This is a genomic window from Williamsia soli, from assembly GCF_017377795.1.
Classification (GTDB): domain Bacteria; phylum Actinomycetota; class Actinomycetes; order Mycobacteriales; family Mycobacteriaceae; genus Williamsia; species Williamsia soli.
The window spans coordinates 498,184-523,283 of the sequence record NZ_JAFRDR010000001.1 but is presented as its reverse complement, the minus strand read 5'-3'; the positions used below and the strand labels follow the sequence as shown (position 1 = coordinate 523,283).

Here is a 25,100-nt window from a genome sequence, read left to right as displayed (position 1 = left end):
CAGCCCAAGGAGCACCCCATGGCGTCAACCGCCACCAACCCTGACCACACCGTCGCCATCGTCGGCGCGGGCTTCGGCGGCCTCGCCGCCGGAATCAAACTGCAAGAACGCGGAATCGACGATTACGTCATCTTCGACCGCAACGACGACGTGGGCGGAACGTGGCTCGCCAACCGGTACCCCGGAGTCGAGGTCGACATCCCCTCGGTCACGTATTCGTACAAGTTCGCCTTGAATCCCGAGTGGTCGCAGATTTTCGCCCCGGGTTCTGAGCTGCTGCAGTATGCCCGCGACATCGCCGAGCGGTACGGCATCCGCGAACACATCCGGTTCGGCACGGCCGTCGTCGCCGCGGATTTCGATGACGACGCGGATGTGTGGACCATCACCACCGCCGCCGGTGACACGGTGACCGCCCGGTTCCTGATCTCGTGCCATGGCGCGTTGTCGACGCCTGCCACCCCGAACCTGCCCGGCCTGGAGAACTTCTCCGGCAAGGTGTTGCGATCGGCGTCCTGGGACCACGACTACGATCTGACCGGCAAGAAGGTCGCCATCGTCGGCACCGGCGCCACCGGTATCCAGATCATCCCCACCATAGCGCCCGACGTCGAGCAGCTCACTGTCATCCAGCGCACTGCGATCTGGGTGCTGCCCAAGCCGAACGCCGTCGTCCCCGGATTCCTCCGGTCGGTGTACCGCCGGATCCCGAAACTGCAACTACTGCCGCGCTTCCTGATCGACTCGACGTTCGAGATCGCCGAAACGCTCGGCGTGGTCTACAACAAGCAACTTCCCGCGATCACCCGCGGCATGGAGAAGCTGTGTCTGCGTCACCTGCGGGCTCAGGTCAAGGACGCCGAGACCCGCGAGAAGCTCACGCCGCACTACGGCTACGCCTGCAAGCGTCCGTCGTTCTCGAACGACTACTTCCCCACCTTCAACCGGGACAACGTGGACCTGGAGACCTCCCCCATCGCCCAGATCACCGCCACCGGAATCGAGTTCGCCGATGGCCACGATCTGGAACTGGATGCGCTGATCCTCGCCACCGGTTTCAAGATCTTCGACCTGCCGTACGAGATTCGAGGGGTCGGCGGGCAAGATCTGGGGCGGACGTGGGATTCGGAGCGGATGCACGCCTACGAGGGGATCACGGTGCCGAACTTCCCCAACCTGTTCCTGGCACCGGGACCGTACGGCGTCATCGGCTTCTCCTGGTTCGACACCATCGAATTGTGTGTCACGCACGCCGTGCAGGTGGTGGCCAAGGCGGTTGCCGCCGGGTCGAACCGGGTGAGCGCCACCGACGAACAGACGGACGAGTTCGTCGAGAAGATGCGTAAAAGGGTGCGCAGCACGGTCTTTGCGAGCCCGCGCTGCGCCGGTTCGAACACCTACTACATCAACGCCCAGGGTGATTCGCCGTACCTTCGCCCGTCGAGCCGCGTCGAGTCCATCATCTCGCTGCGCAAAGCCCTCAAGAGTGGCTACGAGTACTCCGCCTGACCCCGATGCCACAAAAGCACACCGTTGAGTCAAATGCACACGTTTGAACGTGTGTAAATGACTCGACGGTGTGCATCTGTGTCAGATCACCCCGGCGCCATGGAGCACCTTCCGAATTCGACTGCGCAACAACTGCGGAGTCCTGACGTCGTCCCACACCCACCTGATGACCATGATCCCCTCCTCGCGCAACCGGTCCTCTCGACGTTTCTCCCGGATCACCGCATCTGACATGGATTCGCCTGGCCACCGGTGCTTCTCGTACTTCACCTTGCCGTCGAACTCACCCACCACCTTTCCTTCCCAGTCGAAGTCCACTCGTGCGATCAGGATTCCCTTCTCGTCGTGAAACTCCGTCTGCAGCGTCGGCAATGGAATGTCGGCCCATTCGATGAACAGGCTTCGGCTCAACGACTCACCCACCGACTCCGAGTTTCGGTCGGCAACGTCCATTGCCCGACGCAACACAGCAATGCCGGAACTCTTTGCTGATCGCCCGACGATCGACGTCAGCTCTGCTTTATCGACCCCCAAACGCAGCGCGTGGTCGAGGACCACAACTGCCTGCGGAAAAGACCCCTGCCGAGCCACATCGCATGCCGTGATCCCCAGCTTTGTCAACAGGACCCCGTCGACCACGGTCACATCGGACCTCGTCAGAGAACCAGTGTGGAGATGCACCTCACGGCCCCGGCGCCCACCGGCCCGAACGTAGAAGTGAACCCGCCTCTGATCCGGATCCAGCTGGTTCAGCCCGTGCATCACCGCAGCTGACGAATGGCTGACCACCCGTTCCGTGGATCGGCCGGCAATGGCGATCACGAGTTGCCGGTAGGCCTCGTCGTAGACCGGTTCTGCGGTGTCCTCGTCGGGGTCGACCGTCCGGTACACACCACGAGTGACGCGTACCAACCTTCCTCGACGGTGGTCACGCCGAAGTTGGGCGGCATCACCACCATTGTGAACGAATTCTTTTCGACGGACGAGACCGTCCTCGGGATCTGGCGTGAAGTCCGTGGACCCGATCTTGACCGGCCCGATAGGACCGACCAGACCGCAAACCCCTGTTGACGCCGTGCTTGTGGATCACGCGTCACACTGTGGACAAAGGCAGATGCACACCGTTGAGTCATGTGCATACGTTTGAACGTGTGCAAATGGCTGAACGGTGTGCATCTGTCGTCAAGCTTTTTGCTGGACGAGTTCGGGCTCGGCGACGACGGGGTCCCCTAGTTGCCTGTTACGCAGAGTGATCCAGGCAATGGGTGCGGCCAGTCCGGCCGCGACGATTGCGACGATGACCGAGCTGTGCAGGCCGTCGACGAAGGCGTCCTGGATGGTGATCAGCATCTGCCGCCCGTCCGGTCCCGGTATTCCTGTCGCCACCTGGACGCCCGCCATCACCGAGTTCTTGGATGCCTCTACCGCCTCTGCAGGTAGGCCGCTGCGATCGAGTTGGTCGCCGATCTGTGTGGTGTAGACCGACGAGAGCACCGAGCCCAGCACCGCGACTCCGAGCGTTCCGCCGAGTTCGCGGGTCACGTCGTTGACCGCTGATCCGGCACCGGCTTCGTGCGGCGCAAGGGAGTTCATGATGATGTTGGTCGCCGGGCCCTGTACGAACGCGAGACCCATGGCCATCAGGCTCATCGACCAGACGATCAACCCCCAGTACGAGGCGTCGCGGCCCGCGAGGAGCACCAGCGCGAATCCCGATGCCATGACGGCTGATCCGAGTGCGGCCACCCGTCCGGGCCCGAGCGTCCGGGCAAGGATCATCGCCAGTGGGGAGAACACGGCCATCACGATTGCGAACGGCAACGTGTGCAGGCCCGCGTCGAGCGGTCCGTATCCCTTCACGGCCTGGAAGTACTGGGTGATCAGGAAGATGAAGCCGAACAGGCTGAAGAACGCGACCGCGATCAGGCCCGACGCGACGGCGAACGGACGATTCTTGAACAACCGCACGTTCAGGATCGGATGCGCCGAACGGAGCTCTCGCAGCACGAAGACCGCGAGAATCACTGCGGCGCCGACGAATCCCACAATCGTCCGCATCGACCCCCAGCCGTGGTTGGGCCCTTCGATCAGGGTGTAGACGAGCAGCGAAACACCCGCGATCGACGTCACCGCTCCGACCAGATCGAACGGTCCCGGCTGGGCTTTCCCGCCACTGGGCACCACGGCAGCGATCCCGGCGAGCACGGCAGCTGCGATGGGAAGATTGACCCAGAACACGGACGACCAGGAGTAGTGCTCGAGCAACCAGCCGCCGAGGACCGGGCCGACAGCCACGGAGATGCCCGACGTACCTGCCCAGATACCCACGGCGATCGCCCGTTCCTTCAGGTCGGGGAACAACCCGATCAGAATGGCGAGGGTCGCCGGGAAGACCATCGCGGCAAAGAGGCCCAGGCCGGCCCTGGTGGCGATCAGCTGACCGAGAGTCGACGACTCCGCGGCAAGAACGGACACCGCAGCGAATCCCACCACGCCGATGACCAAGAGCCTGCGGCGCCCGAAACGGTCGGCAAAGTGTCCTGCGGTGAGGAGCAAGCCCGCGAACGTGAGGGTGTAGGCGTCGACAACCCACTGCAGTCCGGAGTTGCTCGCCGCGAGATCGCGACTGATGGTCGGCAGCGCCACGTTGACGATCGTGTTGTCGATCATCACCAGCAGGACTGCGCCGCACAGCGCGACGAGGGCCCACCAGCGCCGGTCGGCTGGGGTTTTGTCCGGCGATGACGTGCCGCCGGGTTCGATCCGATGTGTCGTTCTCATCGATACTCCTCGAATAGGATGTCGTCCCACTGTTGTAGTACGACGTTCTATTCAAGAAGAACAGTGTGCTACAAAGATGTCAAGGGATATCCCCGAGGCGTGTGAAAGGATCGACGTCGTGGCATCGAAGCCTGCAGGTACGGCAACCCGCACTCCGGCCGGAGATGTACGCGGGTTGCTGCTGGCAGCGGCCCTGCGCGTCCTCGACGAGAACGGGGAGAAGGGCCTCACGGTTCGCGCTGTCGCGACCGCGGCCAACGTCGCGCCGATGGGTGTGTACAACCATTTCGACGGCAAGACCGGGTTGATGACCGCGTTGGTCACCGAGGGCTTCGCCCAGCTCCGCAACGCAGTTGCCGCTGTCGTCGACACCGATTCGCACGTACGACTCCAGCAGGCGGGCGTCGCCTACCGCGCATTCGCCCTGCGCTCCCCGACCCTCTACCGGATGATGTTCTCCGGCCAATGCACACCCGAAAGCGACGTCGCGGACAGTGCGCTCGGTTCACTCACCGAGATCATCCGATACGGCCAGGCGGCCGGAACCATCCGGGCGGGTGAACCCTTCGACCTCACACTGCAGGTGTGGGCGTGCGTGCACGGAGCCGTCAGCCTCGAACTCGACAGCAGTGGACCTCCGGGCACCGAAACGCACTGGTCCTTCATCTATCAGCAGACCCTCGATCTCATCAGCCGCGGCGTGGCTCCCTGACCCCCTAGGGCAGGACGATCGGTGGTTGTCCGGGAATCGGATTCGGGATCGTGTTCTGTCGCGGTCGCGGGGCGGGGCGCCTCGTGGTCGGCGGGGGTGGTGGCGGCGTGGTGTATTTGACCACCGGCGCGAGGGCAGCCGCGGTGTTGATCGGCGGAACCGCAGGGGTCGAGCTCGGCGCCGTGGTGGTCGTGATGGTCGCGCCTGTCGGGTCCGGCGTCGTGAGATAGCGCTGCGACTGCGGCTGGGTGGCGTCGTCGCGCCACGGGGTGGTCACCAGGGTCGTGCCGCCGACCAAGATCAGGACCGACAACAACGCTGCACCGACGAGAACCAGACGGTTCTGCTTTCGGCGATCTGCCGTTACCGCCGGTTCGATGGCGGGTGCCGGGACGGAGGCAGGCGGCGGTGACGGTGGCGGAGGTGGAAACGGAAGCTGTGTCGCCGGGAGCGGCACGGCGGCCGCAGCCTCCCCGTCCACAGCCCGAGCGTGCCTGCTCGGCCGCACCGTCGAGTGGGGGTTCTTCAGGGGTGCGACGGCCATGGTCGGCGGCACGGCGCCCGACAACGCCACCCCGAGACCATCCAGGAGTCCAGGCCACTCGACGTGGTTGGGCATGACCACCGCGGCCGTCACCGGCAGCGGCGAGGCGATGGACACCGAACGAGCCACGCTGACGGCTCGAACGATCGACGCCCCCAGCGCCTCGTCGAGGTCGGCGCGCGTCACACGAAGCAGGCCTACGTACTGCTGCCCCATCACGAACGTGCCCGGCGATGTACTCAGCAACATCCTGGCCTGGGGCACGAGATCGAGCAGCTCCCGCGCCCACTCGGCCGTCTCGGGCATCTGAGCCTTGCCGACCCTCACCAGGTAGTCGGCGATCGCCCGATCGAATGCCGTCGCCTGGAGGGTGTGATCGTTCAGCTCGATCAGGCACTGACCAGTCGCGGCGTCTACGGCCGCGCCGCGCAGGCCGTTCTCGTCCAGATCGATGAGGGTGAACGCCGGACCGACGTGACCAACCGTGGCCATGAGCAACTCACGAACGTCGCGCAGCAGAGATTCTTCCAACCAGATCACGCGACTCGGCGTCCGTGACCTGCCCGATTCCCCGTACATCGGGGTCATTCTGCCCTGACACCGCACGGGTGTCGCGGTTGCGGTGCGAATTCGTTGCCGGCCCCGTACGACCACAGCGCCGGCCCCTTCACACTGAGTTCCGCAGATTTCTGAATATCACTGCTCAATGTGACATTGATTAAGGTCGCATTTCGATTCGCTAGAATCGGCTGCTACCACCAGCAACGGCGTAAGGCGAAGGCGAGCGATGACCGAATACCGGATCGACGATCTGGCACGGGCGGCGGGAACCACCACCCGCAACGTTCGCGGCTATCAGGACCGCGGACTGCTGCCCAGGCCCACACGTCGCGGTCGCATCGCCATCTACACCGACACCCACCTCGCCCGCCTGAAGGTCATCAACGACCTGCTGCATCGCGGGTTCACCATCCGGCACATCGCCGATTTTCTGCTCGGGATCCAGCGAGGCGATGATCTGGCCGACGTGCTGGGTATTCGCGAGGTGGTCACCGAACCCTGGTCGAAGGCCAAGTCCGAGACCCTCTCGGCCGAAGCCCTCAAGTCTTTGCTGAACTCCGGCAACCCGTCTCACTATCTCAAGCTCGAAGAGTTCGGATTGATCGAGCCCGACGGTGACGATTACGTGTTGCTCGATCGCGAAACGGTCTATGCCTTCGGTCGGTTGACCAAGCTCGGGCTCTCGCTCAGCACGATTCTCGATGTGCACGGGCACGTCGAGCGGGAAATGGCGGCCGTCGCGACAACTCTGATCTCCGCTGGCCGTTCGGTGGTGGCTGCCGAACACGGTGACGGCTGGGTGCCGGCGAGCGGTTCCGAAACCGACTGGCTTGCTGAACTGCTAAGTGAGATGCGGCGCACCGCGACCATCTCGGCACACAGCGCGCTCGACCGTGCCCTCGACCGCGATCTCGCGCATCAGCTCAAGGACTACCTCGAACGCGCCGACGTCGATCCGGCGGACCTTCCCTGACCCACCTGCACTGACACCGTGCCCTACGGCAGCAGGATCGGCGGCAGACCCGGGATCGGAATGGGCAGAGTTCTCGGCGCCGGAGCGGGCGGACCCTGCCGCGGCGGAGGCGGTGCCTGTGTCACCGACGGCGGGGTCGTCGGCGGAGGAACGGGTGCCTCGTATTGCACCGCGGGTGCCAGGGCCCTGGCGGTGTCGATCGGCGGAATCGCAGTGGTCGGCGGATCGACCGGCGCCCCCGGAATTATCCGGCTTGGTGAAGGTGTCTGCGGCGCAGGGGTTGTCGGTGACGGCCGATCGGCCGGTCCCTCGAGGACTCGCTCGATGCTCAGCGGCCGCGATTCGACGTGTTCCGCATCTTGCCATGGCGCCGCCCAAGCAGCTGCACCGCCGATCGCGATGAGTGCCGCAGCCACCGCGCCTGCAAGCACCTTCCTGTTCTGCGTCTGAATCTTTCTGGTTTCTTCCGGATCGGGCGCCGCAGGGGCGGGCAGGTAGAACCGCGCGCGCCGATTCGGGGCGATCGCGCCGCCATCGGGATTCGTCGACCAGTCCGCGTCATGCCTGCCGAGCGACTGCCGCAGAGGAGCAGACCGCAGCGCGACCACGGGCAGCCGACCGACGCGCTCTGACCCCATGGCGGCGGTCAGCCCCTCGAGGAGCCCGGGCCAACGGGTGTGGCCGGGCATGACGACCAGCGACGTCACCGGCTCCGGAGACCCGATGGTGACCGATCGGGCCAGGCTGGCGGCCCGAGACAGAGCCGGCGCCAGAGCCTCGTCGAGGTCGTGGTGGGTCACCCGGACAAGCCCGACACTGTTGCGCCCGATCACGAAGGCGCCGCTGGCACCGGCGAGCTTGATCCGCACGAGGGGCATCAGGCCGATGAGTTCGAGCGCCTCGGACCTCGTCTCCGGCGACTTCGCCCGGCCGGTGCGGACGAGGTGGTCGGCGAGCATCCGGTCCAGCGCCGCCGGCTCCACCAGCGGCTCGCACAACTCGATCAGCCTCTCACCGGTCTCGGCGTCGACTGCGCTGGCCCGCAGGCCGGTGTCATCAAGTCTGACCAGCACAAACGCCGGCCAGCCGGCCGCGGAGGTGATGTCGGCCAGTGCGCCGCGTATCTCGGCGAGCAGTGGTGCTGCGAGGTGGCCACGTGCGTGCACCTCGTTGACTTCGGGATCGGTTCCCGTGCCCGTCGTTACCGACAATCTCTGCCTTCTCTCGCCCTCCCCGGCCAGTTAGCTTGTTTCGTCATTGTGCACCCGCCGATGGCCGGTGTCCGCATCACATCAGAATCGGATCTCGAACGTCGGTGCTGCGTACCGGCCCACCAAGGCTCGAATAGTGCCAGCCTGCCCGCCGCCAGACGCCCGCATCGAGGCACCGACGGCCATCGACGATGTTGGTCCGGCGGACCACGGGAGCGAGCTCCTCGGGGTCCATGTGAACGAACTCATCCCACTCCGTCAGCACCAGGACAGCGTCCGCTTGATCGCATGCCTCGCGGGCAGTGTCGGCGTAGCTCAGTGTCGGGAAGACGTTGCGTGAGTTCGCCATCGCCTTGGGATCGAACACACTGACCGCAGCTCCCTTCAGCTGCAACTGGCCGGCGACATTCAATGCGGGCGAATCGCGCACGTCGTCGCTCTCGGGTTTGAAGGCCGCGCCCAGTACGGCGATGTTGCTGCCGAGAAGGCTGCCACCGCACACCTCGGTCGCGAGCTCCACCATCGCGGTCCGGCGACGCATGTTGATCGAGTCGACCTCACGGAGGAAGGTCAGTGCCTGGTCGGCACCGAGTTCGCCGGCGCGGGCCATGAAGGCGCGGATGTCTTTCGGCAGGCACCCGCCGCCGAAGCCGAGCCCCGCGTTGAGAAATCGGCGCCCGATGCGGTTGTCGTGACCGATGGCGTCCGCGAGCATCGTGACGTCGGCGCCCGCGGCCTCGCAGACCTCGCTGATCGCGTTGATGAACGAGATCTTGGTGGCCAGGAAGGCGTTGGCGGAGACCTTGACCATCTCGGCGGTTGCCAGATCCGTGCACAGAAACGGAATCTGCTCGTCGAGTAGCTGGGCGTACAGCGCACGCACCTTGGCCTCGGCTGTGCTCTTCTCCCCAGAGAAACCGAGCACGATCCGATCGGGATGCAGTGTGTCCTTGACCGCATAACCCTCTCGCAGGAACTCCGGATTCCAGGCGACCTCGACCGTGGTGCCCGCAGACGCCGCAGCGTCGGCGCGACGCTGCAGCTCACTCGCAGTTCCCACCGGGACCGTCGACTTGCCGATGATCAGATGTTCACCGCGCAGTCGTGGGACGAGATCCTCGACCATCGAGTACACGTGGCGCAGATCCGCCGCGTATTCGCCTTTCTTCTGCGGCGTGCCGACGCCGAGGAAGTGGATGTCGGCGAACGCGGCAGCGTCGTCGTAGTCCGACGTGAAGCGCAGGCGCCCTGATTCCAGATTGCGCCGCAGCACGTCGACCAGCCCTGGTTCGTAGAAGGGCAACTCCCCCGACGTCAGCGTCGCGATCTTCTTCTCGTCGACGTCCACTCCGAGTACCTCGTGGCCCAACTCGGCCAGGCATGCAGCGTGGGTTGCCCCGAGATAGCCGCAGCCGAACACTGTCACTCTCATACCCGTGGTCATACCCATGTGCGTACGGAGTATGTCTGTCCAACCGGCGCACTTTGGGTGACGTGCCGGCCATCATCCGGCGAAAGTTGTGCGACCAGGGCCGCCGCGGTCACTAGTCCTGCGGAAAGTTCAGATACGCCTTGGACGGGGTCGGTCCGCGCTGACCCTGATATTTGGATCCCACCGACGCGCTGCCGTAGGGGTTTTCTGCCGGACTCGACAGTTTGATCAGGCAGAGCTGACCGATTTTCATGCCCGGCCACAGGGTGATCGGGAGGTTCGCGACGTTCGAGAGCTCGAGCGTGATGTGACCGGTGAACCCGGGATCGATGAAGCCGGCGGTCGAGTGCGTCAGCAGCCCGAGTCGGCCGAGCGAGGACTTGCCCTCGAGCCGGCCTGCCAGGTCATCCGGCAGGGTGCACACCTCGAGCGTGGACCCGAGGACGAACTCGCCGGGGTGTAGCACGAACGGCTCGCCCTCGGTGCGCTCGACCAGCGTGGTCAGCTCGTCCTGCCGTAGCGCGGGATCGATGTGGGTGTACCGGGTGTTGTTGAAGACCCGGAACAGGCCATCGAGCCGGACGTCGATGCTGGACGGTTGGACCAGCACGGGGTCGAAGGGCTCGATGGCCAGACGGCCATCAGCGATCTGGGCGCGGATGTCGCGGTCTGAGAGCAGCACACGACGAGGTTAGCCGCTCTACCCTCAGCTCCACGTCGTGCCTGCGGGTTCCTGAATGGTGACGTTGATGCGGTTGAAGAAGTTGATGGTCCCGATCGCCAAGACGATGCCCGCGAGTTCTTTTTCGTCGAAGTGATCGGCGGCGTCGTCCCAGATGGCGTCGGGCACCGCAGCGCCGCGGGAATCGGCGAGACGCGTTGCCGCTTCGGCCAGATTCAACGCGGCACGTTCGGAGTCGGTGAAGAATGGCGATTCCCGCCACACCGCAACCGTGTCGATCCGGTCGTCGGATTCCCCTTCTTTCCGCAGGGTCGCCGAATGTGCGTACACGCAGGCGGCGCAGCCGTTGATCTGGCTGGCGCGAAGCATGATGATCTCACGCAACGTTGTGGAAACCCCGCCCTGCTCGATGGCACCGAGCAGGGCCGGGACAGCCGCGTACGCCTGCGGCAGGATGGTGGCGGGGTTGGTCATACGTGCAGACATGGGGTGCTCCTCAGGTTGACCGGCGACGTCTTGTCACATCGTCGGTGTCGGGCGGTTCATAGCTCTGACACTCCGGGGAAGGGATATGTGACCGATGAACGACAACGAGTTTTTGGTCAGCGAGTTCGAGGCGCATCGCGGGCATCTGCGAGCTGTCGCATACCGGATGCTGGGGTCGCTGCCCGAGGCCGAGGACGCGGTGCAGGAGACCTGGCTGAGGGTTGCCGCAGCGTACACCGATGAGATCGCAAACATCGGCGGATGGTTCACCACGGTGACCTCGCGGGTATGCCTGAACATATTGCGGTCACGGCGAACCCGAAACGAGGAACCGTCGGAGATAGTGCACCTCCCGGATCCGATCGTGACACCGCTCCACTCCGATGACGATCCCGAAAGTCAAGCGCTGCTGGCCGATTCGGTGAGCGTGGCACTACTGGTGGTCTTGGAGACGTTGACGCCGAGCGAGCGCCTGGCCTTCGTGCTGCATGATCTGTTCGCCATGCCGTTCGACGAGGTCGCTCCCATCGTCGGTAAGACACCGGCAGCTGCACGGAAGCTGGCGAGCAGAGCGCGGGTGAGGGTGCAGGGTGGAACGCCCCGGTCACCGCAGCCGGCGGAGCAGCGACGAGTGGTGGAGGCTTTCCTGGCCGCGGCTCAGGGTGGGGATCTCGACGCCCTGTTGAGGGTCCTCGACCCCGACGTCGTCCTACGCAATGACAGCGCCCCCGACAAGCAACCGATGGAACTGGTGGGCGCGCAGCAGGTGGGCCGCGGGGCGATCATCTACCGGCGCGCCAAGGCGCGCAGTCAGATGGTGCGGGTGAACGGCGGCTTCGGTGTGTTGTCGTTCGACGGTGACGCGGTGTCGGCGATCGCGGCTTTCACGGTCGCCGACGGACGTGTCGTCGCGATGAACATCATCTCGGACCCGGAAAGGCTTGCACGTATCGACTTCTCAGAAGTTGTCTAGCCTGACGGCCTACGTACAGCCGGTGTGGTGACAACCCTTTGCCCGGCTCGGGTGTCGATCCAGTATTCCCGGTTGCCGCGCATCTCCACCCGGATGATGCCCCGGGTTTTGAGGTCATGATGCTCCTTGCACAGGCACGCCAGGTTCGATTCGATCGTCCAGCCGCCGGCCATGGGGTTGTTGTGGTTGAACGGCACGATGTGGTCGATCTCGCAATCCTTCGCCGGCTTCTTACACCCGGAGAATCGGCACGTCCCATCGAGTGCTCGGATGATCCGGGCAAGCTTGCGCCCGGGCTTGTATTTCAACGCACCCCGCGGAGGCCTCTTCCACCCACCGTGACCATCCTTGGAAGGCGGCGCTTTCACCGGCGGGGCCGGGCCGACATCCTTCTCCCCGAGAATCACCCGATCACCACCGTCGACGGCATTCATCAGCGCCGTCGCGACATCCTGTGCCGTCACCGGCTGACCCTGCGCGGAGTTGATCAACTGCATCAGCGCCGCGATCGCGTCCTCGCCGATCGTCACCAGCGCTTTCCATCGGGAACGACCCGCCAACGACCGCGATTGATCACAATCAAGCGACCCGTACCCCAGCAAGTAGCCGGGGTTGCTCGACAGCCCGAGCAGGGTTGGTAGATCGAGTACCAACTCCGTCCAGGCACGTTTGGCAGTGTGCGAAGGTGCAGCAGCAGACGGGCGGGCCGCAGGCTCGGGCTCGGGTTCTACTTCTGGCTCGGGCTCGGGCTCGGCATCCTCGGTAGCTGCAGCGTTGGCCTTCGCAATCGCATCGAGCACCGCATCGACCTCACCCGCAGGGTCATCGAGCGCCATCTCCTCGAGCTGAGCTTTGGCCCGGATCGCCTCCTCAGCCGTGCACCCCGTGGTCAGACTCGCCATCCCACCGGCCCGACGACGTACGCTCACCCGGCGTGCCGGATCCGCCGCACCATCATCATCAGGGCGGTCCGGTTCAAACGGCATCAAATGGCGATCCAGCTCCTCGGCGAAGGTGTTGTCACCCAACAACATCGCATCCTCAGCCAGTACGCCATCGAGATCCATCAACGCGTCCCTATACCCCCGTGACGCGCGGTGATACAAAGCCTTCAACTTTTCGATGGACAGCTCCCCCGCCGAGAACGCCTCCGCCAGCTCGGGCAGATGATCGAGCAACCGCCGGCACCGCAACAGATGATCAGCCTGACCGGTCGTGCACCGCCACGCCACAGCGATCTCACACGCCGCTGCCCGCGTCCCGTGCTCATCCTCGATCGAGGAGACATATCGGTAATAGGCGAGACCATCGTCAAGACGCGCCGCCCACGCCTGATTCACCTCACGAGTCCCAGACTGCACGCGCGACAACAACTCCGACGCCTCAGCATCCATAGTCACTGCCGTGCCCCACCCCATGAATAGAACATACATTCGAGGTCTGACAACGGTCCGCAGCAGCGCTCACCAGCCAAGACGGTGTCGCCAAACGCTCTATGCCGGCAGCCTGTTAATATCGCTCTCGCAGCCTTCGGGCCGCACGCCGATGTAGTTCAATGGCAGAACGGCAGCTTCCCAAGCTGCACACGCGGGTTCGATTCCCGTCATCGGCTCCACGTCACCGCAGGGGAGAGCGGCTTTTGCCCTCGACTCGCCATGGTCTATCACTTGCCCATACCCCCCACGTGACTGCGCGCAGCGTCAGACTAAGTCAGGACGTGCCATATGCTTTAACGTAAAGTCCACAGTCGCAGGCTGGAGCACATGATCGACGATCTTGAGTTTGACTCTGTAAGTGACCTCGTTAGCAAGGTCGTCGGCCGATTGTCTGACAGCCCACTTTGGTTTCGCGGTCAGCCGAGCAACGAATACAAGTTGACACCCAAATTGATGCGCGGGCCATCACGACCCATGGACGAGGTCTATCAGCGCGAGGCGCGTCTAGTGGCTCGCTTCAGAGAGCGCAGCCTCCCATTCTGGCCCGCCGGTTATCCCCAGCAACCTTGGGAACACTTGTTCTCGATGCAGCACCACGGCGTTCCGACGAGGCTGCTTGACTGGAGTGAAAATCTCCTGGTGGCAACTTATTTCGCAGCGACAACCCCGCCGTCACAAAGCGAAGGAAAGCCGACGGTGTGGACACTCGATCCGCTGGGCTGGAACTCACGAGTTCCGCAGCTGAGCGACACAGGCATAGGCGTCCTCACGGTCGCCGACGACGAGGCGCAGCGTTGGGAGCCAGCCACCTCCACCGGAGACCGACTAGCCAAGCGCGCGAAGTACCCGGTTGCGCTGTACGGAGTGCATAACAGTCCTCGGATTGTCGCTCAGCGGGGAACCTTCACTATCGCGGGCGACACCTGGCTCGGAATGGATGAGCTCCCGTGCGACGACACGAACTGGGCGGGCTACCTCACTAAGTATGTGTTCTCAGGTAGCTCGGCGGACCTAATGAACCAGTTGAGGTTCCTCGGCTTCACCGAGTCAATGATTTTCCCAGATTTGTCGAGCTTGGCAGCAGAACTAACAATCCTCGAAGGGTGGCCGTCAGATGGTTGAGTCCGCAAGTAACCTAGAGGCCGAAATTTTCGAACGCCGCCGCGAAATTTCAACCGACCGATACGGTATGTCTCTAGGCGAGCTAACCTCGCTATACACAGATGGAGACCTAATTGTTCATCCCGAATTTCAGCGCTTTTTTCGCTGGGACGACCTTCAGAAGTCGCGCCTAATCGAGAGCATTCTCCTCGGAATACCGCTGCCTTCCATTTTCGTTGCGGCGTCGAAATCCGGAGAATGGGAGCTCGTCGACGGGCTTCAACGCGTGAGTACGCTACTGCAGCTTCAGGGCTTACTGAAAGACGCCGACGGGAAGGCAATCAAGCGTCTCACTCTGTCGGCTACGAAATACCTTCCTGCACTCGAAGGGCACTTCTGGCCAATTGGGCCAGAGGAGGAGGCCATGCCGTTAGCTCTGGCCACCGCTCAGCGGCGAGATATTAAGCGCTCTCGAATTGACGTGCAGATTATCCAACGCGATTCTTCCAGTGACACGAAGTATGACCTTTTTCAGCGGCTCAACAGCTACGGTTCGCAACTCACGACCCAAGAGCTCCGCAGTTGCATGCTCGTCAGCGTGGATCCCGAGTTCCTCCAGTGGGTTGAAAAAATCGCGCGGTACAGAGGGTTTCGTGACTCAGTTCAAATCCCCGAACGGCTCATTGATGAGCAATACGACATCGAACTGGTGTTGCGGTTCCTGGTTTTGCACAATGAGGCGAATATCAAAGCCAAAGACCTCAAAAATTTCTCGTCATATTTGGACGATAAAACTATTGCGTTGGCCTCAGCACCGAAGAGGGTTCGCACTAAACTTGAGGCTACATTCAAGAAGACTTTCGATTTAATCGCGCACGATTGTGCCGAGAACGCATTCCGTCGTTGGATACCCGCCGACAGAAGATTTGCTGGCTCGTTCTTGAACACTTCATACGAGGTGATCGCACTGGGGCTGGGGTATCACGTCGGGCGGGTAGATTCGTATCGGACTGATGTCGAATCGGTAGTGAAAGAGTTCTGGGAAAGCCCCGACATGACGACTAGCTTCGCGACTGGTGTCAGCACGGAGACTCGGCTGAGCAGATTTCTTCCGCGTGGTCGAGCATTGTTTGAGAAACCTGCCTAACCGCGCAGCTGGACTACGTTCTCGGCCTGGGGTGTGCCCATCGCTCCGAGTGCGGCCATCGCGTCGGGGTGGTCGTCCTCGAACAGGTGCCCGTACACGGTCAGCGTGGTGGTGACCGTGTACGTGCCCCATGAATCTGGCGATCTCCATCGGTGGGATACCCACCGCAACGCAGAGCGAGGCGTAGGTGTGGCACAGCGCGTGGAACTTGAGCGGTGGCGGCAACTTCACGGTTTAGCCGGCGACCTTGGACAGACGATGGCAGTACATCGAGCAGATGAATCTCGCCGCATGCACCGGTCAGCGCGCTGTATCGCACTTAAACTGCGCTCGGCGCAGCCCGGCAAGGGTTGCTATGAATCTGGAGGCCCCAAATCAGCGAGGTTGACACAGCATCAGACGCCACTGGCGTTCTGCTGCTCGTCTGGATAATTTCAGGCATCATTTGCGCGATCGTTGCCAGCCTGATTGCGAAGAGCAAGAACCGAGACACCGGACCATTCTTTATGCTCGGCCTGCTGCTCCCGCTCATCGGCGTCCTCGCCGCCGCGCTAGCCGCGCCCGGCGACCCACCGCCCCCAGAAGGAACTAAAGCTGTCGTGTGCCCTCGATGCAATGCGAAGCAAAACGTCGACTCCAGTCTCCCGGGATACGAATGCTGGCAGTGCAAGCTCGCCGTCCCGCTCAACCGGTAGCGCCGCAGCCCGTACACTCCCCAGGCACTCCACGTGGTGCAACCGTGGGTTGTTTACGACCCGCGTGTGAGACGCTTCGGCACGAGTGCGACCGTTCCAAAGTGACTGTTATGCAGTGTAAAAGGACTGATCACGGTTCGCCTAACTACAGGCCAGGCGAACGCTCGTTCTAACGCCAATAACACTTTCCCAAGCTGCACACGCGGGTTCGATTCCCGTCATCGGCTCCACGTTCGACAGGCTCCCTGCCAGGCCATACGCCCGGGGTCTGCAGCACCCGGGCGCGCACTGACGCTCAACCCATCAGAGCCTGACAGGTCTCGCAGCTAGCTCCCGTTCGCGTACAGCGCGAGCAGCGGACCGAGAAACGCGAACACAACCGTGAGGGCGATTTCAGAAGACACAGGAGTTCCTTTCAGCAACGGTTTCACTGGATCGGCGGTCGAGGATCTTCCATTCGACAACCAGCGTTGACAATGTCACCCATCGTCCGATTTGTCAGCAAAACGAAGCATATTTGGTTCAGCTAATGCCTCATTCGAAGTCACCATGCCTGTGCGGCAGGCGAACTCAGATGTCGGCCGCCTGGCGACCATCCGCCACGCTATCCTTCGACCAACGAAAGGACGCGCATTGCATCTCGAAGACTTCCGTCGCATCATCCAGAGCTCGGGGCCGGACGACTGGAACGTGATCAAACACCAGGGCCCGAGTTACCACAACTGGTTCGATGGTTCTCCGGGTGCGAACGGCTATCGCCTGGAGGTGAACAGTCACTACGCGACCGCGTCCTACAAGCCCGACCTCAACATCACGATCGCCTGGGGAATGGGCCTCGATTTCGAGCACGAAGGCGACCAGAGCCACGCCCGGATCTTCGAATGGTCGAAAACATTCAACGACAAGACGGTCAGACTCTGCTTTGCCGACTTCTTCTGGTGCGGCGCACTCGTCGACCGCTTCAACTACGTCGTGGCCGACGGCGGTCGCGCGGTCCTACCGTGGGCACTGGAGATCCGCGGTTTGGCAACGACTCAGCACGAACACGACACTGCCAAACTCATCCATCACCTGGGCGACCACGTCGAAGGCTTCGAGAAGTACTTCCAGCGCGTCGGGTTCACGGTCGAGGGCGGCTAGAGGGCGCCCCTTCCGTCACAGGTACTCCCGGTAGAACGCCAGCTCCGACTCGCGTGCGTCGATGATGGTTTCAACCTTGCGGAAACCGTGGGACTCGCCTTCGTAGGCGATGTACCGGTGCGGAATCCCTTTTGCCACCAGCGCATCACGGAAACGTTCTGCCTGGGCCGGCGGAACGATCGGGTCGTCGAGACCTTGTAGGAGCAGCACCGGGCAGCTGAGTCCGTCCACGTTGTTCAACGGGGCGCGGCTGCGATAGAGCTCGGCGGCTTCGGGGAGCGGACCGATGAGACCGTCGATGTAGCGGGATTCGAAATCATGGGTTTCCGCGACGAACTTCTCCAGTTCGGCAACACCGTAATACGAGGCACCGCAGGCGAACACGTCGGAAGACGTCAATGCAGCAAGGACGGTCCACCCGCCGGCCGATCCACCTTCGATGGCGAGCCGGGAACGGTCGGCCAAACCGAGGTCGGCGAGACCCTCCACGGCGGCGACGGTGTCCTCGACGTCGACGATTCCCCACTGCCCGCGCAGGCGATTGCGGTACTCCCGGCCGTACCCGCTCGATCCGCCGTAGTTGACGTCCACGACTCCGTAGCCGCGTGAGGTGAAGAACGCGTACACCGGATCGAGCCGAGGTGCCACGTGCGCGGTCGGGCCACCGTGGACGAACGCGATGTACGGCGGCAGTGCATCGTCGGGCCCGGTGTGGTCCGGGTTGCGAGGTGGATAGACGACGGCGTGCACCTCGCGTTTCGGTCCGTCGAACGTGATCTGCTGCGCTACAGGTAAATACTGCTCGGGCGGTACCTCGTCGAGGGACAGCCGGACATCCGTGAGCTCACCGGATGCGAGGTCGAGGATCCGGATGCCGCCCGGCGTCTGAGCGCCCGCGGACCGCAGCAAGGCCCGTGGTCCGTCGATGTCGAGCAACCCGATGCTCGTGTGATCACCGAGGTCGATGTCATCGAATTCGCCTGTGATCGTGTCGAGTCGGGCGAGAGTGTCGGTTCCGAGCGTCCGAACGGTCAACCACGTCGCGTCGTCCGACTGCAGGTACCACCCAGCGCCCAGCTGCCACAACGGCGCCCCTATGTCGGCCGCCACGGCGCCGACGGCCTGCGGCTCACCACCGTCGAGATCGAAGGTGTAGAGGTTCCACCAGCCGCTGCGGTCACTGGTCGCGAGAACCTGACCCGGTCCCGTCCATTCGGGTTGCAGCACGGACTCGTCGGTGCCACCCGCGAGGACGATCCACTCACCGGCGACCCCGTCGGCACCCAACGAAGCCACGCGTAGTTCCGTTCCGTCCCAGGGCATCTGCGGATGGTTCCAGGCGATCCACGCCAGCCGCGTACCGTCCGGCGAGACCCGCGGATAGGCGAGAAAATCGGAGCCCGACACGACCGAACGGACCGAGGCATCGTCCAATCCGATCGCCACGATGTCCCGGACGATAGTTCCATCGTCGTCGTGACTCTCACGTACACACCAGACCTCGTGGTCGCGCACCGCCAAGTCCGCATAGCGCACCTGCGAGTTGGTCTCGGGAGTCAACGCGGTGCGGTGCCCGTCCTCCACCACGTAGAGACGCTGATCGGAGTACTCGGCGTAGACGAGCCGCGCGTCCTCGGTGACCGCCCACGCCCCGCCGCCGTACTCATGGACACGCGTGCGCGCGTCGAACGGTGCAGCCAAGATGTCGACAGGCTCACCGTCGGCACCGGCCCGCCTGATCGCGGTGCGACCGCGCTCGGTGGGTCGGCCCTCCGCCCACCAGACATCAGACCCGACGAAACGGGCCCCGGACACGGGGTGCCCACTCGCGGCGAGGTCGGCAGCGGCAATGGGTGAGGTCCACGATCCGTACGGCGCAACAGTCACGGCACGACAGTATCGAAGGTCGAGGCCGCCGGCGTCCCGGGAATCGGCAATGGTGACATCGACCGTTGACTCGAACGCGTCGAGTCTCTACTTTTGAACAATGTTCATAATGGGGCTCGGTTCGCGAGACCAGGTTCTCTCATGACCGGCCCCAGGGTGCTGGTCATCGGCGCAGGTATGTCCGGACTCGCGATGGGCGTCAAACTCAAGGCCGCCGGGTTCGACGACTTCACCATCCTCGAAAAGGGTGCCGACGTCGGCGGGGTGTGGTTCTGGAACCGGTATCCGGGCCTCGCGTGCGACGTCCCATCGCTGCTCTACCGGTACTCGTTCCAGAACAAGACCGACTGGCCGAACATCTTCTCCTCGCGCGACGACATCCTGGCCTATCACCGCGGCGTCGCCGACGATCACGACCTGTGGCCTCACATCCGGCTCGACTCCGAGGTCGTCGCCGCTCGGTTCGCCGACGACGTCTGGCATGTCGACACCGCCGCCGGCGACGAGTTCACCGTGGACTTCCTGGTTGCCGCGACGGGCGTACTGCACCACCCGAACCACCCCGACATCCCGGGGCTCGACGACTTCGCCGGCCCCGTTGTCCACACCGCACGATGGGATCGCGGCCTCGACACCGTGGACAAGCGCATCGCCATCATCGGCGGAGGCTCGACGGGCGTGCAGATCACCGGCGCACTGCAACCCACCGCGCGCACACTGACACTCTTCCAACGCAGTCCGCAATGGGTGCTGTGGGCACCGACCACCCTTCCCCAGCCGAAGTTCGTGACCAGGTTGTTCCAGCGGAAACCCGCACTGGCGCAGGCATCATTTCGAGCGTGGGTTCGCGCCAGCGCCCTGTTCACCGACCTGACCATCCATCCCGGCATCAAGCGGCGAGCGGTGCAGGGCTACGCCCGGCTCTGCCTACGGCTGATCCGCGACCGCGACCTCCGCGAGCGACTGCGCCCTGACTACCAACCACTGTGTAAGCGACAGGTGCTGTCCGGTAACTACTTCCGGGCCGTCCAGCAGCCGAACGTCGAGGTGGTGACCGACCGCATCGACCACGTCGACGCGACCGGCATCGTCACCGCCGACGGCCACCATCACGACGTGGACGTCGTCGTCCTCGCCACCGGATTCGAAGCCCACAATTACATGCGGCCCATGAACCTGACCGGACGCGATGGCATCACGATCGACGAGGCCTGGAAGAGCGGGCCGCACGCGTTCGCGATGACGAGCATCCCAGGCTTCCCCAACTTCTTCACCATCCTCGGCCCCAACAGCCCCGTCGGCAGCATCCACCTGCAAACCGCGGCCGAGCTGACCTGCGACCACATCATCCGGTGGATCTCGGCGTTCGCAAACGGGGAGATGTCGACTGTCGAGGTGTCCGAGAAGGCAACGCGGCGCTTCAACTCCGATGTGGTGGAAGCCTTACAGCCGACCGTCTGGAACACCGGCTGCGAGAGTTGGTATTTCAAGGACGACGGCACGGTCGACCTCTGGCCGTTTGATCTCGCCACGCTGAAACAGTTCCTCGGACAGCCTCTGTCGTCGGATTACCTGATCACGCACCCCGAGAGAGGTGTTGTTGGCGACCAAATGGGGTGACCGCGACGCACGGCGCCGCGACATCCTCACCGCCGGCGCCGCACTGCTCGCAGACAAGGGCTATGCAGCACTGCAGATGCGCGATGTCGCGAAGGGCGCAGGCATCAGTCCCGGCACGATCTACACGTACTTTCCCACCAAAGAGGCGCTGTTCGCCGAGCTCTACGCAGAGCGCCTCCATCTGCTGCACAACGTGATCGAGCCCGAATGTTTGTCAGCGGACGATCCCGCCGCGCTGTTCGTCCTGGTGGCCACCGAGTACCTCGACGTGTACCGGATCTACGGCCGTGAGCTGAACATCTGGTCCCTGCTCGCCGACATCGGGGCCGCCGAATCGTCGGCCCACACGGAATCGTTGGCCTCGGCTGCTCGCAAGGTCCTGGCCGTGCTCCACACTTCACTCGATCGCATGTATTCAGCACAACCCGAGGCCGAAAGAGTCGAGATCACAAGCGCTCTGACGCTGCTCTGGGCCACCATCACCGGCCTTTCCGACCAGTTCACCGGTGCGCGGCAGCACCTGCACACCCATGATTGGGACGCCGCCGCACAGTTCGCTGCGACCACTCTGACACGTGGCCTCGGCTTGCGCCCATGATCAGTCCTGTTCGTCGGCAGCGAACGCTGTCACGTCGATGACCAGATCGGCGAGCTGACGCTTCGCCCTCGTCCGCTGTGCGTTGCTCTCGTCCGGACCTTCGGCCCAACGCCACGCGGCGGATTCAGACATTCCGAACCGGATGTGTCGCTGCACGAGTCGTTCGAGCCGAAGGTGGTGCGGCGCTTCGATATACCAGACCTCATCGAGCAGAGAACGCAGCCCGGACCACGGTTTGTCGCCGTCAAGTAGGTAGTTACCCTCCGTAATCACGACCGGCACGTCTGCGGGGACCGCGATCGAACCCGCGATCGCCTCCTCTACCCCGCGCACGTAGTCGGGCGCATAGACCACAGGCTCGTCCCGGCTGCGAAGCCGCCTCACCAACTGCAGATAACCGAACGCGTCAAAGGTGTCGATCGCCCCTTTCCGGCCGGATCTGCCGAGGTGCGCGAGTTGCTCATTCGACAGGTGAAAGCCGTCCATCGGGACCACCACCGCGTCGACGCCCAGCACATCCGACACGGCAGCGGACACCGTGCTCTTCCCGGACCCCGGCTCACCGACGATCCCGATCAGCACACGTTCACGTGTCTTCCGTAGCCGTTCGATCCGATCGATCAGCTCCGCAGGCCGTGTGATCACGTGCGCCCCTCTCCTCCGAGTACTTCCATCGAACATCAGATCGTTGCGGAAGCGAGACTCGCAAACCCTCACACCTCTGGAACACTGACGTATCTAACCCCCATCAGTCACTTCAGCATCAGGGGTAACACGGATCGTCGGATGAGGGGACCCATGCGCGCTTTGCGGGCAGCAACAATCGGAACCACTGTGCTCGCCCTGGCTGCGGCGGGAACCGTCGCACTGGCAGCACCTGCTGCGGCCGCACCCTGCGGGAACCCGGGAACCAGCGGTTCGAGCGGCATCCCTGGGTTGGGCACCGGGAGCAGCGGCGGACCCGGCGGACAAAGCGGCCGCGGACCTCAGGGAGCACTGCCCCGGTTCAACGGCGCCACCACCAAGACCGTTTCGTGGGTGACCGGACCCCGCAGCGAGAACGACACCCTCAACAGATTCGGGATCTCTGGCACCGACCTCGGCATCAGCTGGAAGAACGCACAGGGTCAGACCCTGATGGCGTACGGCGACACCTTTGGCAACTGCAACGCGGCCGGCCAGGAATGGCGCTTCAACGTGCTGTTGCGGTCGAATGACAACGACTTGGCAGATGGCATCACGGTCCCGAACGCCCAGCCCGGGAACGTCACGTCCGGATCGGTCGTCTCGGCCGACCGGCCGAACTTTGCGCGGCAGTTGATCGAAGCCGTCGGTCTCGATTACGTCGAGGTCACCAAGATCCCGACCGCCGCGATCTCGATCGGGAACAAGCAGTACATCAACTTCATGTCTGTCCGTAAATGGGGCGACGCGGGGCGCTGGGACACCAACTATTCCGCGATCGCCGAATCGGGAGACAACGGTCAGACCTGGGAGACCAAGCTCGACACGATACGTGTCAACGCACCCGTCACCGTTCCGACAGTTCGACAAGTCCAAGCGGACAACGACAAGTTCCAGATGAATGCGTACGCGAAGGGCAAGCCCGGCGACCCGTACATCTATCAGTACGGGACCCCGAACGGCCGCTTCGGCAGCGCATACCTCGCCCGGGTGAAGCCGGCCGACTTCGTGAACCTCGCCGCGTACGAGTACTACACCAACGACCCGGTGGATCCATGGAAAGAAGAGCTCGGCAACCTGAGGCCAGTTCTCGCCGCACCGGTCAGTGAGATGTCGGCCTCCTGGAACGAGTACCTGCAGAAGTACATCGTTCTCTACGGGACCAGTGACCTCAATGGCGGCACGGTGATCCGGACAGCCGACAACCCGGAGGGCCCGTTCGGTCCGCCTACGACCCTGTACAACTCGCTGCAATTGCCGGGGGTCTATGCCCCCTTCATCCATCCCTCGTCGACGGGCAAAGACCTGTACTTCACCGCGTCGAGTTGGGGCAGCTACAACGTGATGTTGCTGCGCACCGACCTCACCAAGGTTCGGACGAGCTAGCGCCCCTGCGCCAGCACCGGTAGCGAGCCGTCGCGCCGCAGCGAGAAAAAGTACGGCTGCGCGCCGCGCAGATCCATCAAACCGATCACGGTGTCGTCGTCGATCTTGCGGAACACGTCATTGATCGGATGCGCGTCGTAGACCATCGTCGCCGACCCCACGCCGCCGTACTCGGTGGTCCGCAACCGGGCCTTGGGCTTTCTGGTGCCCATCACCGGTCTTGATGCGGCGACCAGTCCGGCCAGCGACCGGCCCTCGAGCGACGGCAGCGGCGCCCTCATCAACAGCCCGAACGGCAGCCGACGCGGATCCAGTGCCCACAACGCGCGACCGTCCGCAGTCGGGAACAGCAATGGATGCACAGTCTCGGCATCGACGAACGCCTTCCCCCACCAGCCACTCGCGCCGAGCATCCCGTCCATCCGGTGGCCGGTTCGCAACTCCGCGCCCTTCCAGGTACCGATCATGAAATCGGGTTCCACGGGGGCAGCACTGTCGAACACGTCGTGCGCCTGCGCGACCGTTGCCTGCTGCTGGACGATGATTCTCTCGGCTGTCGACATGGACGCCAATGTAGAGCACCGGGGCCCACCCCACGATGGGGATCGAGGTACTCGGCGCCCAGGTAGGGTGGAAGATGTCCGATTTCACCGGGGGTGAGAATCGAAAGGTGCCATCGTGGAGCTGTTGCTGATCTTTGCCGTGATCGCCGTTGTCGTCGGCATCGTCGTCCTGGCCCGGGGTCAGGGCACGAGCCGTCGCCGTAGCGAGGAGTCCATCCTCGCTGACGCGAAAGCTGATGCCCGCCAATCGATCGAGCGGCTCGGCGGGCAGGTCTACGCCCTGATCGGCTCCAACGAACCCGCCAAGTCCGCGTTGTCCGACGCCTCCGAACGGTTCAACGCCGCCGGTTCGCAGATCGAGCAGGCCACCACGCCCAAACAGGCACAGCTGGCCAAACAGACTGCGCTGGAAGGTCTTTACTATATCCGAGCAGCTCGACTCGCGATGGACATGGATCCGGGTCCGGAGATCGCCACACTAGACGGACAGAAGTCCTCCGGTGAGGTCACCGAGAGCCGCGACATCGAGTTCGAAGGCCGCCAGGTCTCCGCGTCACCGAACCCGTCCGACAAGACCCCGAACTACTACCCGGGTGGCCGCGTCGCAGGACGCCCCGTACCGGCCGGCTGGTACTCCGAACCCTGGTGGAAGCCGGCGCTGGTGGCAGGCGCCTGGGGCGTCGGCTCGGTCTTCTTGTTCAGCGCGATGTTCGGCGGGATGGCGGGCGTCGGCTACGACAGCGCGGCCTTCGAGAGTGGCTACGGCGACGGCTATCAGGACGGTCTGGACTCGGGCGGTGACTCCGGTGGAGATTCCGGCGACTTCGGTGGAGATTCCGGTGGCGACAACGGCGGCGGGGATTACGGCAGCGGGGACTTCGGCGGCGGGGGAGATTTCGGTGGTGGAGACTTCGGCGGTGGCGGAGATTTCGGTGGCGGGGATTTCGGTGGCGGGGATTTCGGCGGGTTCTGACCTACT

Annotated in this window: 22 protein-coding genes and 1 tRNA gene; 12 read left to right on the top strand and 11 right to left on the bottom strand. The window is 63.7% G+C overall.

The genetic code is table 11. The features are described 5' to 3' along the window. The first annotated feature begins 18 nt into the window (after positions 1-18). The gene (locus J3S28_RS02300; protein ID WP_207837031.1) at positions 19-1,509 is read left to right on the top strand and encodes a flavin-containing monooxygenase; all 1,491 of its coding nucleotides are present in this window, start codon (positions 19-21) and stop codon (positions 1,507-1,509) included. Between the two features lie 81 nt (positions 1,510-1,590). Here J3S28_RS02300 and J3S28_RS02295 read toward each other — a convergent pair whose 3' ends face one another. Next, positions 1,591-2,400, bottom strand: a complete 810-nt coding sequence (locus tag J3S28_RS02295; protein WP_207837029.1) for a hypothetical protein — start codon at positions 2,398-2,400, stop codon at positions 1,591-1,593. Between the two features lie 291 nt (positions 2,401-2,691). Continuing rightward, positions 2,692-4,290: an MFS transporter gene (locus J3S28_RS02290; RefSeq protein ID WP_207837027.1), complete on the bottom strand. Its 1,599-nt coding sequence runs from the start codon at positions 4,288-4,290 to the stop codon at positions 2,692-2,694. 118 nt (positions 4,291-4,408) lie between these two features. On the opposite strand from J3S28_RS02290, the gene J3S28_RS02285 reads away from it, so the two are divergent. Continuing rightward, on the top strand, positions 4,409-5,002 hold the full coding sequence (locus J3S28_RS02285; protein WP_307796768.1) for a TetR/AcrR family transcriptional regulator: 594 nt from the start codon (positions 4,409-4,411) through the stop codon (positions 5,000-5,002). 4 nt (positions 5,003-5,006) lie between these two features. Here the strand turns inward: J3S28_RS02285 and J3S28_RS02280 are convergent, their stop codons facing one another. Continuing rightward, positions 5,007-6,125, bottom strand: a complete 1,119-nt coding sequence (locus J3S28_RS02280) for a hypothetical protein (RefSeq protein ID WP_207837023.1) — start codon at positions 6,123-6,125, stop codon at positions 5,007-5,009. Between the two features lie 208 nt (positions 6,126-6,333). Here J3S28_RS02280 and J3S28_RS02275 point away from each other — a divergent pair, with 208 nt between their 5' ends. Further along, positions 6,334-7,080, top strand: a complete 747-nt coding sequence (locus J3S28_RS02275) for a MerR family transcriptional regulator (protein ID WP_207837020.1) — start codon at positions 6,334-6,336, stop codon at positions 7,078-7,080. Between the two features lie 23 nt (positions 7,081-7,103). On the opposite strand, the gene J3S28_RS02270 is transcribed toward J3S28_RS02275, so the two are convergent. From J3S28_RS02270 to J3S28_RS02255, 4 genes are all read right to left on the bottom strand, one after another. Beyond that, entirely contained in the window at positions 7,104-8,291 is a 1,188-nt protein-coding gene (locus J3S28_RS02270) for a hypothetical protein (protein ID WP_207837018.1), read from the bottom strand. Positions 8,292-8,367: 76 nt separating this feature from the next. Beyond that, positions 8,368-9,723, bottom strand: coding sequence for a UDP-glucose dehydrogenase family protein (locus J3S28_RS02265; protein ID WP_207837016.1), 1,356 nt, complete (start codon positions 9,721-9,723; stop codon positions 8,368-8,370). Between the two features lie 112 nt (positions 9,724-9,835). Next, positions 9,836-10,405 (bottom strand): dCTP deaminase, encoded by a 570-nt coding sequence (gene dcd / locus J3S28_RS02260; RefSeq protein ID WP_207837014.1) that lies wholly within the window; start codon positions 10,403-10,405, stop codon positions 9,836-9,838. A gap of 24 nt (positions 10,406-10,429) precedes the next feature. After that, positions 10,430-10,891, bottom strand: coding sequence for a carboxymuconolactone decarboxylase family protein (locus J3S28_RS02255; protein WP_207837011.1), 462 nt, complete (start codon positions 10,889-10,891; stop codon positions 10,430-10,432). Positions 10,892-10,985: 94 nt separating this feature from the next. Here J3S28_RS02255 and J3S28_RS02250 point away from each other — a divergent pair, with 94 nt between their 5' ends. After that, positions 10,986-11,864 carry a sigma-70 family RNA polymerase sigma factor gene (locus J3S28_RS02250; RefSeq protein WP_207837009.1) on the top strand — a complete coding sequence of 293 codons (879 nt, stop codon included), beginning with the start codon at positions 10,986-10,988 and terminating at the stop codon, positions 11,862-11,864. On the opposite strand, the gene J3S28_RS02245 is transcribed toward J3S28_RS02250, so the two are convergent. Continuing rightward, on the bottom strand, positions 11,861-13,264 hold the full coding sequence (locus J3S28_RS02245) for an HNH endonuclease signature motif containing protein (RefSeq protein WP_207837007.1): 1,404 nt from the start codon (positions 13,262-13,264) through the stop codon (positions 11,861-11,863). The genes J3S28_RS02250 and J3S28_RS02245 overlap by 4 nt on opposite strands. A gap of 141 nt (positions 13,265-13,405) precedes the next feature. Here J3S28_RS02245 and J3S28_RS02240 point away from each other — a divergent pair. From J3S28_RS02240 to J3S28_RS02225, 4 genes are all read left to right on the top strand, one after another. Further along, positions 13,406-13,479 (top strand) — tRNA-Gly (locus tag J3S28_RS02240). A gap of 148 nt (positions 13,480-13,627) precedes the next feature. Next, positions 13,628-14,422, top strand: a complete 795-nt coding sequence (locus J3S28_RS02235; protein WP_207836997.1) for an FRG domain-containing protein — start codon at positions 13,628-13,630, stop codon at positions 14,420-14,422. Continuing rightward, positions 14,415-15,548: a DUF262 domain-containing protein gene (locus J3S28_RS02230; protein WP_207836995.1), complete on the top strand. Its 1,134-nt coding sequence runs from the start codon at positions 14,415-14,417 to the stop codon at positions 15,546-15,548. Before J3S28_RS02235 ends, J3S28_RS02230 begins: the two co-directional genes overlap by 8 nt. Positions 15,549-16,876: 1,328 nt before the next feature. Next, positions 16,877-17,383: a hypothetical protein gene (locus J3S28_RS02225; RefSeq protein WP_207836985.1), complete on the top strand. Its 507-nt coding sequence runs from the start codon at positions 16,877-16,879 to the stop codon at positions 17,381-17,383. A 15-nt stretch (positions 17,384-17,398) separates the two neighbouring features. On the opposite strand, the gene J3S28_RS02220 is transcribed toward J3S28_RS02225, so the two are convergent. Then, positions 17,399-19,270 (bottom strand): dipeptidyl-peptidase 5, encoded by a 1,872-nt coding sequence (locus tag J3S28_RS02220; RefSeq protein ID WP_207836971.1) that lies wholly within the window; start codon positions 19,268-19,270, stop codon positions 17,399-17,401. 141 nt (positions 19,271-19,411) lie between these two features. Here J3S28_RS02220 and J3S28_RS02215 point away from each other — a divergent pair, with 141 nt between their 5' ends. Further along, positions 19,412-20,890 (top strand): flavin-containing monooxygenase, encoded by a 1,479-nt coding sequence (locus tag J3S28_RS02215; protein ID WP_207836969.1) that lies wholly within the window; start codon positions 19,412-19,414, stop codon positions 20,888-20,890. After that, entirely contained in the window at positions 20,871-21,488 is a 618-nt protein-coding gene (locus tag J3S28_RS02210) for a TetR/AcrR family transcriptional regulator (RefSeq protein WP_207836967.1), read from the top strand. Before J3S28_RS02215 ends, J3S28_RS02210 begins: the two co-directional genes overlap by 20 nt. Here the strand turns inward: J3S28_RS02210 and J3S28_RS02205 are convergent, their stop codons facing one another. Continuing rightward, entirely contained in the window at positions 21,489-22,133 is a 645-nt protein-coding gene (locus J3S28_RS02205) for a nucleoside/nucleotide kinase family protein (RefSeq protein ID WP_307796767.1), read from the bottom strand. 153 nt (positions 22,134-22,286) lie between these two features. Here J3S28_RS02205 and J3S28_RS02200 point away from each other — a divergent pair, with 153 nt between their 5' ends. Beyond that, a complete protein-coding gene (locus J3S28_RS02200) occupies positions 22,287-23,558 on the top strand; it encodes a glycoside hydrolase family 183 protein (RefSeq protein ID WP_207836953.1) in 1,272 nt (423 codons plus the stop codon). Here the strand turns inward: J3S28_RS02200 and J3S28_RS02195 are convergent. Next, a complete protein-coding gene (locus J3S28_RS02195) occupies positions 23,555-24,121 on the bottom strand; it encodes a DUF4334 domain-containing protein (protein WP_207836951.1) in 567 nt (188 codons plus the stop codon). The two genes, J3S28_RS02200 and J3S28_RS02195, sit on opposite strands and share 4 nt — an antisense overlap. Positions 24,122-24,281: 160 nt before the next feature. Between J3S28_RS02195 and J3S28_RS02190 the strand changes: the two genes are divergently transcribed. After that, complete coding sequence (locus tag J3S28_RS02190; protein WP_372435932.1) at positions 24,282-25,094, top strand: DUF1542 domain-containing protein; 813 nt, start codon at positions 24,282-24,284, stop codon at positions 25,092-25,094. The last annotated feature ends 6 nt before the right edge of the window (positions 25,095-25,100 follow it).